The sequence below is a fragment of the Pseudogulbenkiania sp. FW507-F1 genome (assembly GCF_058781125.1).
In genome coordinates this window covers 1-15,578 of the sequence record NZ_JBYSWM010000009.1, presented here as the reverse complement: position 1 = coordinate 15,578, position 15,578 = coordinate 1, and the positions used below count along the sequence as shown (strand labels likewise).

General features: G+C 68.7%; 15 protein-coding genes. 12 read left to right on the top strand and 3 right to left on the bottom strand.

Features of this window, described 5'->3' with window-relative positions; translation table 11 throughout:
• Positions 1-53 precede the first annotated feature (53 nt).
• The 3 genes from alc (at position 54) to AC3WG5_RS07585 (ending at position 2,224) form a co-directional block, all read left to right on the top strand.
• A complete protein-coding gene (gene alc, locus AC3WG5_RS07595; RefSeq protein ID WP_482583419.1) occupies positions 54-1,091 on the top strand; it encodes an allantoicase in 1,038 nt (345 codons plus the stop codon).
• Positions 1,088-1,591, top strand: a complete 504-nt coding sequence (locus AC3WG5_RS07590; RefSeq protein ID WP_492568311.1) for an ureidoglycolate lyase — start codon at positions 1,088-1,090, stop codon at positions 1,589-1,591. Before alc ends, AC3WG5_RS07590 begins: the two co-directional genes overlap by 4 nt.
• A gap of 117 nt (positions 1,592-1,708) precedes the next feature.
• Positions 1,709-2,224 carry an AmiS/UreI family transporter gene (locus tag AC3WG5_RS07585; protein ID WP_008954795.1) on the top strand — a complete coding sequence of 172 codons (516 nt, stop codon included), beginning with the start codon at positions 1,709-1,711 and terminating at the stop codon, positions 2,222-2,224.
• A gap of 231 nt (positions 2,225-2,455) precedes the next feature.
• Here AC3WG5_RS07585 and puuE read toward each other — a convergent pair whose 3' ends face one another.
• The 3 genes from puuE to AC3WG5_RS07570 form a co-directional block, all read right to left on the bottom strand.
• Positions 2,456-3,391, bottom strand: coding sequence for an allantoinase PuuE (gene puuE / locus AC3WG5_RS07580; RefSeq protein WP_008954794.1), 936 nt, complete (start codon positions 3,389-3,391; stop codon positions 2,456-2,458).
• A 65-nt stretch (positions 3,392-3,456) separates the two neighbouring features.
• On the bottom strand, positions 3,457-4,926 hold the full coding sequence (locus tag AC3WG5_RS07575; protein WP_492568310.1) for an NCS1 family nucleobase:cation symporter-1: 1,470 nt from the start codon (positions 4,924-4,926) through the stop codon (positions 3,457-3,459).
• Between the two features lie 155 nt (positions 4,927-5,081).
• Positions 5,082-5,813, bottom strand: a complete 732-nt coding sequence (locus AC3WG5_RS07570) for an aspartate/glutamate racemase family protein (protein ID WP_492568309.1) — start codon at positions 5,811-5,813, stop codon at positions 5,082-5,084.
• Between the two features lie 614 nt (positions 5,814-6,427).
• Here AC3WG5_RS07570 and gcl point away from each other — a divergent pair.
• From gcl to AC3WG5_RS07525, 9 genes are all read left to right on the top strand, one after another.
• The gene (gene gcl / locus AC3WG5_RS07565) at positions 6,428-8,203 is read left to right on the top strand and encodes a glyoxylate carboligase (RefSeq protein ID WP_492568308.1); all 1,776 of its coding nucleotides are present in this window, start codon (positions 6,428-6,430) and stop codon (positions 8,201-8,203) included.
• A 27-nt stretch (positions 8,204-8,230) separates the two neighbouring features.
• Positions 8,231-9,010: a hydroxypyruvate isomerase gene (hyi, locus tag AC3WG5_RS07560; protein ID WP_492568307.1), complete on the top strand. Its 780-nt coding sequence runs from the start codon at positions 8,231-8,233 to the stop codon at positions 9,008-9,010.
• A 45-nt stretch (positions 9,011-9,055) separates the two neighbouring features.
• Positions 9,056-9,940: a 2-hydroxy-3-oxopropionate reductase gene (locus AC3WG5_RS07555; RefSeq protein WP_492568306.1), complete on the top strand. Its 885-nt coding sequence runs from the start codon at positions 9,056-9,058 to the stop codon at positions 9,938-9,940.
• Between the two features lie 215 nt (positions 9,941-10,155).
• The gene (locus AC3WG5_RS07550) at positions 10,156-10,578 is read left to right on the top strand and encodes a DUF3830 family protein (RefSeq protein WP_008954788.1); all 423 of its coding nucleotides are present in this window, start codon (positions 10,156-10,158) and stop codon (positions 10,576-10,578) included.
• Between the two features lie 19 nt (positions 10,579-10,597).
• Positions 10,598-11,860 carry a glycerate kinase type-2 family protein gene (locus AC3WG5_RS07545; RefSeq protein WP_492568305.1) on the top strand — a complete coding sequence of 421 codons (1,263 nt, stop codon included), beginning with the start codon at positions 10,598-10,600 and terminating at the stop codon, positions 11,858-11,860.
• A 42-nt stretch (positions 11,861-11,902) separates the two neighbouring features.
• Positions 11,903-12,322: a GlcG/HbpS family heme-binding protein gene (locus AC3WG5_RS07540; protein WP_236261593.1), complete on the top strand. Its 420-nt coding sequence runs from the start codon at positions 11,903-11,905 to the stop codon at positions 12,320-12,322.
• A complete protein-coding gene (gene pyk / locus AC3WG5_RS07535; protein WP_492568304.1) occupies positions 12,319-13,755 on the top strand; it encodes a pyruvate kinase in 1,437 nt (478 codons plus the stop codon). The genes AC3WG5_RS07540 and pyk overlap by 4 nt, the downstream gene beginning before the upstream one ends.
• A gap of 1 nt (position 13,756) precedes the next feature.
• On the top strand, positions 13,757-14,572 hold the full coding sequence (locus tag AC3WG5_RS07530; protein WP_492568303.1) for a thiazole synthase: 816 nt from the start codon (positions 13,757-13,759) through the stop codon (positions 14,570-14,572).
• Between the two features lie 19 nt (positions 14,573-14,591).
• Complete coding sequence (locus AC3WG5_RS07525; protein WP_008954782.1) at positions 14,592-15,497, top strand: LysR family transcriptional regulator; 906 nt, start codon at positions 14,592-14,594, stop codon at positions 15,495-15,497.
• Positions 15,498-15,578: the final 81 nt, after the last annotated feature.

Here is a 15,578-nt window from a genome sequence, read left to right as displayed (position 1 = left end):
AAGCCGGCGCGTCCCTCACGAACTTTCACTGAACACTGCAAGGAGAACCCATCATGGCCCACGCCACCGGACCCACCGTCATCGCCCCGCCCGCCGAGCTGCCCGATTGGGCGCGCCGCTCGGTGGACCTCGCCAACCCGCGCCTGGGCGCCCAGGCCCTGTACGCGTCCGACGATTTCTTCGCCGACGTCTCGCGCATGCTCAACCCGGAACCGGCCCAGTTCGTTCCCGGCAAGTTCGACGAGAACGGCAAGTGGATGGATGGCTGGGAGTCGCGCCGCAAGCGTGTGGCCGGCTATGACTGGGCGCTGGTGAAGCTCGGCGTGAAGGGCGTGATCCGCGGTTTCGACGTGGACACCAGCCACTTCACCGGCAACTACCCGCCGGCGGTGTCGATCGAGGCCACCGTGTCCGCCAGCGACGACGTGGAAGCGCTGAAGGCCGCCGCCTGGACCGAGATCCTGCCCGCCACCGCGCTGGGCCCCAATAGCCATCATCTGCTGCAATGCGCCAACGGCGACGTCTGGACCCACCTGCGCGTCAACATCTACCCGGACGGCGGCATCGCCCGCCTGCGCGTGTACGGCCAGCCGGTAGGCGGCCTGGAGAGCGCCGGCCCGGACCAGCTGGTCGACCTCGTCGCGCTGGAAAACGGCGGCCGCCCGGTGGCCTGGAACGACGCCAGCTTCGGTTCCTCCGCCAGCAATATGCTGCTGCCCGGCCGCGGCCTGAACATGGGCGACGGCTGGGAGACCCGCCGCCGCCGCGAACCGGGCAACGACTGGTGCGTGCTGGAACTGGGCGCGCCCGGCATCATCGAGAAGATCGAGCTGGATACCGCCTTCTACAAAGGCAATTATCCCGATGCCTTCTCGCTGCAGGCGGCCTTCGTCAGCGGCGGCACCGACCAGTCCGCCACCACCCAGAGCATGTTCTGGCCGGTGCTGCTGCCAGAGCAGAAGCTGTCGATGGACGCGGTGCACACCTTCACCGACCTGGCCAGCCTCGGCCCGGTGACGCACGTGCGCCTCAACATCTTCCCCGACGGCGGCGTCTCGCGCCTGCGCCTGTGGGGCCGGGTGGCCAAATGAAGACCCTCGACCTCAGGGTGGAGCCGCTCAGCCGGGAAGCCTTCGCCCCCTTCGGCGACGTCATCGAGGCGTCGGAGGCGGTGCGCCACTTCCCCATCAACGGCGGCAACACCGAGCGCTACCACGACCTGGCCAGCGTCGAGCCGGGGCCCGAGGGCCGGGCCATCGTGTCCATCTTTCGCGGCCAGCCGCGCGCGCTGCCGTTCCGGGTGGAGATGATGGAGCGCCACCCGCTGGGCAGCCAGGCCTTCATTCCCCTGTCCGGCCGCCCCTACCTGGTGGTGGTGGCCCCGGCGGGAGCGCCTCCGGCGGCGGCAGACCTGCGGGTCTTCCTCGCCCGCGCCGACCAGGGCGTCAACTACCGCACCGGGGTGTGGCACCACCCGCTGCTGGCGCTCGACGCGGTGTGCGACTTCCTGGTGGTGGACCGCAGCGGCCCCGGCCACAACTGCGACGAAGTCCAGCTCGACGCCGTCGGGGTGATTCCCTCCGTGGCCTGAGCGGCGGGAGCACCGATCATGCCTGACATCGTTGCCGACGGCGTCCGCGCCAGCCCCGCCCGCCAAGGCGGGGGCGCTCCGGGCGCAGGTTGGCCGAACCGCGAAAGGTAGCGCGCCATGTTGCTCGGTCTGGCGCTCCTCTACGTAGGAGCCGTGCTGATTCTCAACGGGCTGTGGATGCTGGGCCGCATCGGCGACAGGGAGATCTCCGTGATCAACCTGTTCGCCGGCGGCCTCACCCTGCTGGTGGCCCTCAAGCTCGCCTTCGGCGAGGGGGCTAACGCCGCGTCGATCAAGGCGGGCGCCCTCTCCCTGCTGTTTTCCTTCACCTACCTGTGGGTCGCCATCAACCGCCACAACGGCGCCGACGGCCGCGGACTGGGCTGGTTCAGCCTGTTCGTGGCGATCACCGCGCTGCCGGTGGCGGTGGATACCCTGCGCCTTGCCGCGTCCACCTGGGACTGGTGGTTCGGCCTGTCCTGGCTGGCGTGGGCCGTGCTGTGGCTGCTGTTCTTCCTGCTGCTGGCGCTGCAGAAACCGGTGGCCAGGCTCACCGCCGGCATGGCCATCGTCCAGGGCGTGCTGACCGGCTGGCTGCCGGGCTACCTGCTCCTAACCGGGGCAATGCGCTAAGAACCTGTTCACGATCTTGCTGCGCATCCCTGATCGGGGCTCATGTGCTGCTCGGAATCCTCATGTACTCCAGTACATTCCGGTTCCTGCGCTGCTTTTCACCCCGCTGAGGGCTGCTCGCGACTGATCGTGAACAGGTTCTAAGGACAACGGCACCCGACGCCGCCCGCAGGCCAAAACAAAGCCGGCCCGTCTCGCGACGGCCGGCTTTTTCCTTTCGACGGCGGGAACTCAGCCCTGCGGCGCGTAGGGATGATGCTGATGCCAGTGGCGGGCGATGTCGACGCGGCGGCACACCCACACCCGGTCGTGCTTCTCGATGTGGTCGAGGAAGCGCTGCAGGGCGCGGAAGCGTCCCGGACGGCCGAGCAGCCGGCAATGCATGCCGACCGACATCATCGCCGGACGCTCGTCGCCTTCGGCGTACATCACGTCGAAGGCGTCGCGCAGGTAGTCGAAGAACTCGTCGCCGTGCGAGAAGCCCTGCGGCAGGGAGAAGCGCATGTCGTTGGTGTCGAGGGTGTAGGGCACGATCAGTTGTGGCACCGTCGCGCCGTCGGTCTTCTGCACCTCCATCCAGAACGGCAGATCGTCGCCGTAGTAGTCCGAGTCGTACAGGAAGCCGCCGTAGTCGGCCACCAGGCGGCGGGTATTGGGGGAATCGCGCCCGGTGTACCAACCCAGCGCGCGCTCGCCGGTGAGGCGTTCGATGATCTCCATGCCGATGCGCAGGTGCTCGCGCTCGGTCGCCTCGTCGACGTTCTGGTAGTGGATCCAGCGCCAGCCGTGACCGGCGATCTCGTGCCCCAGCTCGCGGAAGGCCGCGGTGACCTCGGGGTGGCGCTCCAGCGCCATGGCGACCCCGAACACGGTCAGGGGCAGGCCGCGCCGCTCGAATTCGCGCAGGAAGCGCCACACCCCGACGCGCGAGCCGTATTCGTAGACGCCTTCCATCGACATGTGGCGGTCAGGGAAGGCCGGCGGGCTGAAGAGTTCGGACAGGAACTGCTCGCTCCCCGGGTCGCCGTGCAGCACGCAGTTCTCGCCGCCCTCCTCGTAGTTCAGCACGAACTGGACGGCGACGCGGGCGCGCCCGGGCCAGTTGGCGTACGGCGGGTTGCGGCCGTAGCCGACCAGGTCGCGGGGGTAATCCTTGGTGATGGCCATGTGTTTCTCCTGCATTGTTTTGCGCCCGGCACCGTGCGGTGCCCGGCGTCATGATTGCCGTTGCCTCAGGTGCGCCGCGCGGCGCGCATCGCCGCCAGGTAGATCAGCGCGCCGGCCAGCGCGCCGATCACCCAGCCGAAGTTGTTCTCGGGCAACAGATGGAAAAATTGCGTCGCCAGCTCCCAGCCGACCGACAGCGTGCCGGACAGCGCGAGCGCCGCCAGGCCCACCTTGTTCCAGCCGCCGTCGTAGTGATAGCGCCCGCTGGGCGCCATCGTGTACAGCTCGGCCTCCTGCACCACCTGCTTCTTGACGAGGTAGAAGTCGGCCATCATCACGCCGTACAGCGGGGCGAGGATGGAGCCGAACACGCTGACGAAGACCGTGATCGCCTTCGGGCTGTCGACGAAGATCCACGGGCACACCAGCACCGCGAGGATCGACGCGATCAGGCCGCCGCGCTTGAAGTCGACGTGCCTGGGGAACAGGTTGGCGATGTCGTAGGCCGGCGAGACGAAATTGGCGACGATGTTGATGCCCATCGTGGCGACGACGAAGGTCAGGCTGCCGATCACGACGGCCAGCTTGTTGTCGATGCGCGAGACGATCTCGACCGGGTCCATGATCATCGCGCCGAATACTGTCGAGCTGCCGGCGGTCACGATCACGGTGATGATCGAGAACACGATGAAATTCACCGGCAGGCCGAGGAAATTGCCGATCTTCATCTGGCGCTCGTTCTTGCCGAAGCGCGAGAAGTCGCCGAAGTTGAGCAGCAGCGCGGCGAAGTAGCTGACTACCAGCAAGACTGCGCTGCCCATCGCGGTGACCGATTCGCTGCCGCTGAGCACCTTGTCGCCGAGCGTCAGGTCGAGCGCGCCGAGGCCGGCCTGCGACAGAATCCAGCCCATCAGCACGAACATCACGACATACACCGCCGGGCCGCAGAAATCGACGAATCGGCGGATCGTTTCCATGCCGCGCTGGAAGATCACCAGCTGGAAGAACCACATGAACATGAAGCAGGCCCAGCCGAGCAGGTCGAGCCGCAGAAAGCTTGTGTCGCGCAGCGCCACGGCGCCGGGGAAGAACAGCAGCACCAGCGTCGCCACCGCCTTGGAGGCGAAGTAGGTCTGCACGCCGTACCACACGATGCCGACCACGCCGCGGATGACCGCCGCCAAGTTGGCGCCCATCACGCCCATGCTGACGCGCGCCATCACCGGGAAGGGGATGCCGTGCACCAGGCTGGGCTTGCCGACCCAGTTCATCAGCAGGTTGACGAGCAGGATGCCGAGCGTCAGCGCCGCCAGCACCTGCCAGCCCGACAACCCGAGCAGGAACAGGCTCGCGGCAAAGGTATAGCCGCCCACGCTATGCACGTCGGACATCCACATCGCGAAGATGCTGTAGCCGTTCCAGGTGCGCGCGCTCTGCGGCACCGGCGCGAGGTCGTCGTTGTAGAGGCGCGGGTCGGCGCCGGCGATGACCGGTTGCGGCGTGCTCCGGGTGGCACTGTGGGCGGTGGTGGTCATGAAGGGTTCCTCCTCGCGATGCGTCGTCGTGGTACCGATGGGGCCGGGGCCGGCACGCTGACGCGTACAGGCTCATACCGTGTTAATAGACGGCGGAGACGGCAAATGCTGGCCCCGTTGACGACAGCCTCGACGGGAAAGGCTCAGGAACCCGGTTAGGAGCTGAGGTGTTCGAACTGCCCGGTGAAGCGCTTCGCAGGCGGGAAAGCCAGATCGCCGTGCTTGCTGGTGCCGAGCCGGAGGCTCACCAGCGTCTCGGCGAGCTTCACCGCGGCGGTAACGCCTTCGACGATCGGCAGGCCGACCGCCTCGCGGATCTCGTCGGCGAGATCGGCCATGCCGCCGCAGCCCAGCACGATCGCGCCGATGCCGTCCTCGGCCTTGGCGCGGCGGCATTCCGCCACGATGCGGTCGAGCGCGCAGGCGCCGTCGTCCTCGAGATCGAGCACCGGGATCTCGGCCGCGCGCACGCGCCGGCAATGGTGGGCGAAACCGTAGGACTGCAGCAGGTGCTCGGCGATGATGCCAGTGCGCCCGAGCGTGGTGACTACCGAGAAGCGCGTCGCGATCATCGTCGCCAGGTGAAAGGCAGCCTCGGCGATGCCGATCACCGGGGCGCGCGTCAGCTCGCGCGCGGCGAGCAGGCCCGGATCACCGAAACAGGCGATGACGTAGGCGTCGGCTCCTTCGCGCTCGCCCTTGCGCACCTCCTCGGCGACGCCGACCGTGCTGATCGCCTCGTCGAAATGGCTCTCGATCGAGACCGGACCGCTGTCCGGGTTCACCGCGACGATGCGCGTGCCGGGCGCGGCCACGCGCTGGGCAGACGCGCCGATCTTTTCGGTCATGCTGCGGGTGGTGTTGGGGTTGATAACGCGTATCAGCATGGTTGTCTCCTTGGTATGTAGGCGGGACCCCGTCCTCGGTCGGCGAAAGCCGGTTTTCCCATCTTCCGCCTCCCAGTGGGACAAGCTCGGACGGTCCATCGTTGCCAACAGTCTAGAATTGCCTTGTACACAATTCAATGATTTTTTGTGTACACACACTAGTTACCCACGATACGCGGTGCCAGTGTGCACCCCCTGCCTCGTGCCGTGCTCGATACCAGCCCGCAATGGACACGCCGCAAGCCGCCTGCTCAGCGCAGGCAAAAAACAATTTCAGTCCTATACGTATACAATTTTTCACGCACCCCCTTCCCCGACGATGGCAACGCTCGAGCCGACAGCACGCGCTGGAGCGGTATCGCCAGCAAGGGCGGGCGCCCCGCATCGCAGGACGCCTCCCGCCGCAGGACGACGCCTGCGGCGGCAAGGCGGCCGCACGGCGTTCACGGTGCGCGACAGCAGCACCGGCGTTTTCACCGACACGGGGAGGCGCGGCCGGGCGAGTAAATACTAAAAGTATCGACAGAACCGAGACCCCCGGCAATTCAACCACTTAGTCTTTCTCCCTATGCTGTGACCATCAGTCAAGCAAACCCACCCCAGGAGGAAGACAAATGGCCCGAATGAGAGCAGTGGATGCCGCCGCAGCGGTATTGCGCAAGGAAGGTGTTGCCACCGTGTTCGGCGTACCCGGCGCCGCCATCAATCCCCTTTATTCGGCCATGAAGAAGGATGGCCGCTTCCAGCACGTGCTGGCGCGCCACGTGGAAGGCGCCTCGCACATGGCGGAGGGCTACACCCGCGCGCGCGCCGGCAACATCGGGGTGTGCATCGGCACCTCCGGCCCGGCCGGCACCGACATGATCACCGGCCTGTATTCGGCGTCGGCGGATTCGATACCTATCCTGTGCATTACCGGCCAGGCGCCGCGCGCCCGCCTGTACAAAGAGGACTTCCAGGCGGTGGACATCGAATCTATCGCCAAGCCGGTCACCAAGTGGGCGGTGACGGTGCGCGAGCCGGCGCTGGTGCCGCGCGTGTTCCAGCAGGCTTTCCACATCATGCGTTCCGGCCGTCCCGGCCCGGTGCTGATCGACCTGCCCTTCGACGTGCAGATGGCCGAGATCGAATTCGACATCGAAACCTACGAGCCCCTGCCCTTGCACAAGCCGGCCGCCACGCGCGCCCAGGCCGAGAAGGCGATGGCGATGCTCAACGCCGCCCAACGCCCGCTGATCGTCGCCGGCGGCGGCGTGATCAACGCCGACGCCGCAGCGCGGCTGCAGGAATTCGCCGAGCTAACCGGCGTGCCGGTGATCCCCACCCTGATGGGCTGGGGCACCATCCCCGACGACCATCCGCTGATGGCCGGCATGGTCGGCCTGCAGACCTCGCACCGCTACGGCAACGCCACAATGCTGGCGTCGGACTTCGTGATCGGCATCGGCAACCGCTGGGCCAACCGCCACACCGGCTCGGTGGAGGTCTATACCGAAGGCCGCACCTTCGTGCACATCGACATCGAGCCGACCCAGATCGGCCGGGTGTTCGGCCCCGACTACGGCATCGTCTCGGACGCCGGCGCGGCGCTCGACCAATTGCTGGAAGTGGCGCGGGGGATGAAGCTGGCCGGCTGGCTCCCCGACCGCAGCGCCTGGGTCGCCGAGTGCCAGGAACGCAAGCGCACCCTGCAGCGCAAGACCCACTTCGACGCCGTGCCGATGAAGCCGCAACGGGTATACGAGGAGATGAACCGCGCCTTCGGCCGCGACACCTGCTACGTCAGCACCATCGGCCTGTCGCAGATCGCCGCCGCCCAGTTTCTCCACGTCTACCAGCCGCGCCACTGGATCAACTGCGGCCAGGCCGGCCCGCTGGGCTGGACCATCCCGGCCGCGCTGGGCGTGTGCGCCGCCGACCCCGAGCGCAAGGTGGTGGCGATCTCCGGCGACTACGACTTCCAGTTCATGATCGAGGAGTTGGCCGTCGGTGCCCAGTTCAAGCTGCCCTACCTGCACGTGGTGGTGAACAACGCCTACCTGGGGCTGATCCGCCAGGCCCAGCGCGGCTTCGACATGGACTTCTGCGTGCAGCTCGCCTTCGAGAACATCAACGCTCCCGAGACCGAAGGCTACGGCGTGGACCACGTCGCCGTGGTCGAGGGCCTTGGCTGCAAGGCGATCCGCGTGCGCCGGCCGGAGGAAATCCAGCCCGCCTTCGCCCAGGCCCGCGCCTGGATGGAAGAGTTCCGCGTGCCGGTGGTGGTGGAGATCATCCTGGAACGCGTCACCAACATCTCGATGGGCACCGAGATCAACGCCGTCAACGAGTTCGAAGAACTGGCCGCCCGCGGCGCCGACGCCCCGACCGCCATCGCGCTGCTCGACTGAGCCGCGCCCAGACATCAGGAGGACACCATGCCGAAATTCGCCGCCAACCTCACCATGCTCTTCACCGAGCTGCCTTTCCTCGAGCGCTTCCAGGCCGCCGCCGAGGCCGGCTTCCAGGGGGTCGAGTACCTCTTCCCCTACGCCTTCGCCAAGGAGGTCCTGGCCGAGCAGCTGGCGCGCCACGGCCTGGTGCAGGTGCTGCACAACCTGCCCGCCGGCGACTGGGAAGCCGGCGAGCGCGGCATCGCCTGCCATCCGGACCGGGTCGACGAGTTCCGCGACGGCGTCGGCCGCGCCATCGACTACGCCCGCGCCCTGGGCTGCACCCAGCTCAACTGCCTGGCGGGCATCGCCCCGGCCGGGGTGCCGCAGGACACGCTGCACGAGACCTTCGTCGCCAACCTGCGCTTCGCCGCCGCCCAGCTGCAGCGGGCGGGCCTGCGCCTGCTGATCGAACCGATCAACACCTGGGACATTCCCGGCTTCTACCTCAACCGCACCGCCCAGGCGGCGGCGATCCTCGACGCGGTGGGCTCGGACAACCTGTTCATCCAGTACGACATCTACCACGCCCAGCGCATGGAGGGCGAACTGGCGGGCACCATCGCGAAATACCTGCCGCGCATCGCCCACATCCAGCTCGCCGACAACCCCGGCCGCCACGAGCCGGGTAGCGGCGAGATCAACTACTCGTGGCTGCTGCGTCACATCGATGAGCTCGGCTACGACGGCTGGATCGGCTGCGAGTACAAGCCCGCCAGCAGCACCCGCGACGGGCTGGGCTGGATCAAGGCCCTTGCCGCCTGACCCCCCAGCAGAGAACCGGAACATCCCGATAACAGGAGACACATCATGGCAAACATCGGCTTCATCGGCCTCGGCATCATGGGCGCCCCCATGGCCGGCCACCTCATCGCCGGCGGTCACACCGTCTTCACCTACACCCGCGGCCACACCCCGGGGGCCATCCTCGAGGCCGGCGCCAGGGTCTGCGCCAACGGCGCCGAGGTGGCGCGCCAGGCGGACATCGTCATCACCATGGTGCCCGATACCCCGCACGTGGAAGACGTGCTGTTCGGCGCCAACGGCGTCGCCGCCGGTCTCAGCGCCGGCAAGATCGTGGTGGACATGAGTTCCATCTCGCCGGTGGCCACCAAGGAGTTCGCGCGCCGCATCAACGAGCTCGGCTGCGAGTACCTCGACGCCCCGGTGTCGGGCGGCGAAGTCGGCGCTAAGGCGGCGACGCTGACCATCATGGTGGGCGGCAGCGAAGCCGCCTTCGCCACGGTCCAGCCGCTGTTCGAGCTGATGGGCAAGAACATCACCCTGGTCGGCGGCAACGGCGACGGCCAGATCACCAAGGTGGCCAACCAGATCATCGTGGCGCTCACCATCGAGGCGGTGGGCGAGGCGCTGCTGCTCGCCGCCAAGGCCGGCGCCGACCCGGCCAAGGTGCGCCAGGCGCTGATGGGCGGCTTCGCCAACTCGCGCATCCTGGAGGTGCACGGCGAGCGCATGGTCAAGCGCACTTTCGAGCCGGGCTTCCGCATCGAGCTGCACCAGAAAGACCTCAACCTGGCGCTGACCACCGGCCGCCAGCTCGGCGTGTCGCTGCCCAACACCGCCACCGCGCAGGAGCTGTTCAACGCCTGCGCGGCGCACGGCGGCGCCAGCTGGGATCACTCGGCGATGGTGCGCGCGCTGGAGAAGCTGGCCAACTTCGAGATCGCCCAATAAGTGTTGTAAGAACCTATTCACGATCTGTCGCGAGCAGCCCTCAGCGGGGTGAAGAGCAGCGCAGGAACCGGAATGTACTGGAGTACATGAGGATTCCCGATCGCTGAGCGAATCACTACGTGCACATGAGCCCCGATCAGGGATGCGCAGCAAGATCGTGAACAGGTTCCAAGAAGGGCCGGCATCGACCGGCTCCATAGCCCCCAGGAGACCCCATGCGTTACCTGTCCATCGATGTCGGTTCCTACCGTTTCGTCGCGCGGCTGGAAGAGGAGGCCGCGCCGCGCACCTGCGCCGCCTTCCTGAAGCTGCTGCCCTTCTCCAACCAGGTGATCCATTCGCGCTGGAGCGGCGAGGCGGTGTGGGTGCCGCTCGGCGACTTCGACACCGGGCTCGGCTTCGAGAACCACACCAGCCACCCTTCGCGCGGCGACCTGCTGCTCTACCCGGGCGGCTTTTCCGAAACCGAGATCCTGTTCGCCTACGGCAGCAGCCAGTTCGCCAGCAAGATGGGCCAATTGGCCGGCAACCACTTCCTGACCGTGGTCGAAGGCGCCGATCAGTTGATGGACATGGGCCGCACCGTGCTGTGGAAAGGCGCGCAGCCGATCCGTTTCACCGACCTCGGTGAGCTCTGATAGCAAAGGACCCCCGCCGATGAACACGCCTCCCCGCGACCTGCTGGCGAAGATGTTCGCCGCCGCCGTCAACGCCGCCCAGCCCGAGCACTGCCTCCCGCCGTTCCTGCCCGAGCCGCCACGCGGCCGCACCATCGTCATCGGCGCCGGCAAGGCCTCGGCCGCCATGGCCCAAGCGCTGGAGCGGCACTGGCCGGGTGAGCTTGCCGGCCTGGTGGTGACGCGCTACGGCTACGCCGTGCCGTGCCAGCGCATCGAGATCGTCGAAGCCGCCCACCCGGTGCCGGACGCCGCCGGGCTGGCCGCGGCGGGCCGCCTGCTGGACACGGTGCGCGGCCTGACGCCCGACGACCTGGTGATCTGCCTGATCTCGGGCGGCGGCTCCGCGCTGCTGCCGCTGCCGGGCCACGGCGTCAGCCTGGAGGACAAGCAGGCCATCAACCGCGCCTTGCTGACCTCCGGCGCGACGATCGCCGAAATGAACTGCGTGCGCCGCCACCTCTCGGCGATCAAGGGCGGACGGCTCGCCGCCGCCTGCCATCCGGCGCGCGTGGTGAACCTGCTGATCTCGGACGTGCCCGGCGACAACCCGATGGACATCGCCTCCGGCCCGACGGTGGCCGATCCCACCACCTGCGCCGACGCGCTGGAGATCGTGCGCCGCTACGGCATCGCCCTGCCCGCCGGCGCGCGCCGCCTGCTGGAGTCCGGCGACGGCGAGACCGTCAAGCCGGACGACCCCCGCCTGGCGCGCGTCACCACCCACCTGGTGGCGACGCCGCAGATGGCGCTGGAAGCCGCCGCCACGGTTGCCGCCGATGCCGGGCTGCCGGCGCTGATCCTGGGCGACAGCATCGAGGGCGAGGCGCGCGACGTCGGCAAGGTCATGGCCGGCATCGCGCTGCAGGTGAAGCACCGCGGCCAGCCGGCGGCGGTGCCGTGCGTGCTGCTGTCCGGCGGCGAGACCACGGTGACGGTGCGTGGCCAGGGACGCGGCGGCCGCAACGTCGAGTTCCTGCTGTCGCTGGCGGTGGCGCTGAACGGCACGCCAGGCATCCACGCCGTGGCGGGCGATACCGACGGCGTCGACGGGCAGGAGGAGATCGCCGGCGCCTTCATCACCCCCGACACCCTCGCGCGCGCCTGGGCCGCCGGCATCCGCCCGCGCGACCGCCTCGACGACAACGACGGCCACGGCTTCTTCGAAGCGCTGGGCGACGCCCTGATCACCGGCCCGACGCTGACCAATGTGAACGACTTCCGCGCCATCCTGCTCACCTGAGCCAGCCGCAGGAACGCGCCCAATATCATAAAGAGGAGACTGATGATGAGAGACACCAAGGCACTGACCCTGGACGAGGTCAAGCGTATCGCCGCCGCCGCCGAAACCGAGGCGACGGCACAAGGCTGGGCGGTCAGCATCGCGGTGTGCGACGCCGGCGGCCACGCCCTGTGGCTGCAGCGCATGGACGGCGCGCCGCTGATGAGCGCCGCCGTGGCGCCGGAAAAGGCGCGCACCTGCGTGCTCAGCGGCAAGCCGAGCAAGGCGTTCGAGGAGATGGTGAACAACGGCCGCTTCGCCGCGCTGGCGATGCCGGTGGTGCCGCTGGAAGGCGGCGAGCCGATCGTCGTCGGCGGCCAGGTGATCGGCGCGGTCGGGGTTTCCGGCGTCAAGGCCGGCGAGGACGCCCAAGTCGCCCGCGCCGGGGTGGCCGCCGTCATCGGCCAGTGGGAGGTCGCATGAGACGCCAGCGTCGTGCCCGCATCCTCGCCACGCTCGGGCCGGCGAGTTCTACCCTTGAACGCATCCGCACGTTGGCCGAAGCCGGCGCCGACGTGTTCCGGCTCAATTTCAGCCACGGCAGCCACGAGGACCACGCCGCACGCCTGCGCCTGATCCGCGAGGTCGAACAGGAACTCGGCCGCCCGATCGGCGTGCTGCTCGACCTGCAAGGCCCCAAGCTGCGCATCGGCCGCATGGCCGGCGGCAAGGCACTGCTCGAGCCCGGCGCCCGCTTCCGCCTCGACCTCGACCCCGCCGAGGGCGACGCCGGCCGCGCCAACCTGCCGCACCCGGAAATCTTCGCCGCGCTCGAGGTCGGCACCGAGCTGCTGCTCGACGACGGCAAGCTGCGCCTGCGCGTCGAGGCCTTCGGCCCCGACTTCGCCGACACCACGGTGCTGGTGGGCGGCACGCTGTCCGACCGCAAGGGCGTGAACGTGCCCGGCGTGGTGCTGCCGATCTCGCCGCTGACGGCGAAGGACCGCGCCGATCTCGCCTTCGGCCTGGAACTGGGGGTCGACTGGGTGGCGCTGTCGTTCGTGCAGCGTCCCGAGGACATCAGCGAGGCGCGCGCGCTGATCGGCGACCAGGCCTGGATCATGGCCAAGCTGGAAAAGCCGGCCGCCATCGAACATCTGGAGGAAATCGTAGCGCTGGCCGACGGCGTCATGGTGGCGCGCGGCGACCTCGGGGTGGAACTGCCGCCGCAGCAGGTGCCGGTGCTGCAGCGGCGCATCGTGCGCGCCGCCCGCGCCGCCGGCCGGCCGGTGGTGGTGGCCACCCAGATGCTGGAGTCGATGATCGTGGCCCCGGTGCCGACCCGCGCCGAAGCCTCCGACGTCGCCACCGCGGTGTACGAGGGCGCCGACGCGGTGATGCTGTCGGCCGAATCCGCCTCCGGCCAGTACCCGGTGGAGGCGGTCGCCATCATGGACCGCATCATCGCCGAGGTGGAGCACGACCCGGCGTGGCGCCACGAACTGGCGGCCGGCCACACCCCGGCCCAGCCCAACACCCCGGACGCCATCTGCTGCGCCCTGCGCCGCGTCGCCGAACTGCTGCAGCCCGCCGCCACGGTGGCCTTCACCTCCTCCGGCTTCAGCGCGCTGCGCGCCAGCCGCGAGCGCCCGGTGGCGCCGATCCTGGCGCTCACCCCGCAGCTCGCCACCGCGCGCCGCCTGGCCCTGGTCTGGGGGGTCCATCCGGTGCCGTTCGACGAGGTGCAGGACGTGGGCGAGATGATCGCCCACGCCAGCGACGCCGCGCTGCGCGAGCAGGTCGCCGCGCCCGGCGATACCGTGGTGGTGATCGCCGGCATTCCCTTCGGCCAACGTGGCAGCACCAACCTGCTGCACGTGGTGCACCTGCCCGGCGGCGTGGCAGGGGAAGGCTGACATGGCAGCGCAGGACAACACCCCGCAGCCGCTCGTCATCGCCGGCCGGGCCTACGCCTCGCGCCTGCTGGTGGGCACCGGCAAGTACCGCAGCCTGGAGGAAACGCGGCAGGCGGTGGAGGCCTCGGGGGCGGAAATCGTCACCGTCGCCGTGCGCCGCACCAACCTCGGCCAGGACCCGGCGGCACCCAGCCTGCTGGAGGTGCTGCCGCCGGAGCGCTACACCTACCTGCCCAACAGCGCCGGCTGCTATACCGCAGAAGATGCGGTGCGCACCCTGTGCCTGGCGCGCGAGCTGCTGGACGGCCACGCGCTGGTGAAGCTGGAGGTGCTGGGCGACGAGCGCACCCTCTACCCCAACATGCCGGAAACCTTGCGGGCCGCCGAGGTGCTGGTCCGTGACGGCTTTCAGGTGATGGTGTATTGTGCCGACGACCCGATCCAGGCGCGCCGCCTGCAAGATATCGGCTGCGTGGCGGTGATGCCGCTGGCCAGCCTGATCGGCTCCGGCATGGGCATCCTCAACCCCTGGAACGTGCGCCTCGTGATCGACGCCGTCTCCATCCCGGTGCTCGTGGATGCCGGGGTGGGCACCGCCTCCGACGCCGCCATCGCCATGGAGCTGGGCTGCGACGGCGTGCTGATGAACACCGCCATCGCCCAGGCCCGCGACCCGGTCGCCATGGCGCGGGCGATGCGCCTGGCCGTGGCGTCGGGACGGCTCGCCCACGAGGCGGGACGCATGCCGATGAAGCATTACGCGGCCTCGCCCAGTTCGCCCGGCGACGGCCTGATCGCGGTTGGCCGAAGCCGCTAGCCCCCGAGGAGAGGTGAGGATGGACCGATACACGGAACTCAAGAGCTTCGTGCTGGTGGCCGAAAAAGGCAGCTTCGCCGCCGCGGCGCAGGCCGAACGGGTGACGCCGGTGGTGATGGGGCGCCGCCTCGACAGCCTGGAGGATCGCCTGGGCGTCAAGCTGATGCACCGCTCCACGCGCGGCCTGCACCTCACCGACCTCGGCGAGCAGTTCCTCGACCAGGCGCGCCAGCTGCTCAAGGACTTTGACGACATCGAGTCCTCGCTGCTGGCCGGACGCAACCTGGTGCGCGGCCACCTGGTGGTGTCGGCGCCGGCGGCGTTCGGTCGCCGCCACGTGGCGCCGCTCGGCCAGACCTTCCAGACCCTCTACCCCGACCTGAAGCTCTCGTTCAACCTCACCGACAGCGTGGTCGACCTGGTGCGCGAAGGCTACGACATGGCGATCCGCATCGGCGAAGTCACCGACCCCAACTACGTCGCGGTGAAACTGGCCAGCAACCGCCGCGTGGTGTGCGGCACGCCGGCGTACTTCGCGCAGCACGGCGTCCCGCACAGCCTGGAAGACCTGGCCCAGCACAACTGCCTGGCCTTCAACCTTCAGGGCGGCCAGCCGCGCGGCTGGTCCTTCCTGAAGGACGGCCGGCTGGTTGCGGTGAAGGTCGGCGGCAACCTGGACTGCAACGACGGCGAGCTGCTGTACAACTGGGTGAAGCAGGGCCTGGGCATCGGCTGGCGCTCCACCTGGGAGATCGAGGGCGAGTTGAAGCGCGGCGAACTGGTCACCGTGCTCGACGCGTTCGCGGTGCCGGCCTACGACATCCAGGCGGTCTACCCGCAACAGCGCCACCTGCCGGCCAAGGTGCGCTTCTTCATCGACTACCTGAAAAAGACCTACAACACCCCCGGCTATTGGGAACGATAGACGGCGCGATGCACGCCGCCGCGGTGTCTATAGTGAGGGAAACCCCTCTGCGGATGGCCCCCCATGCCCCTCTCCCGCCGC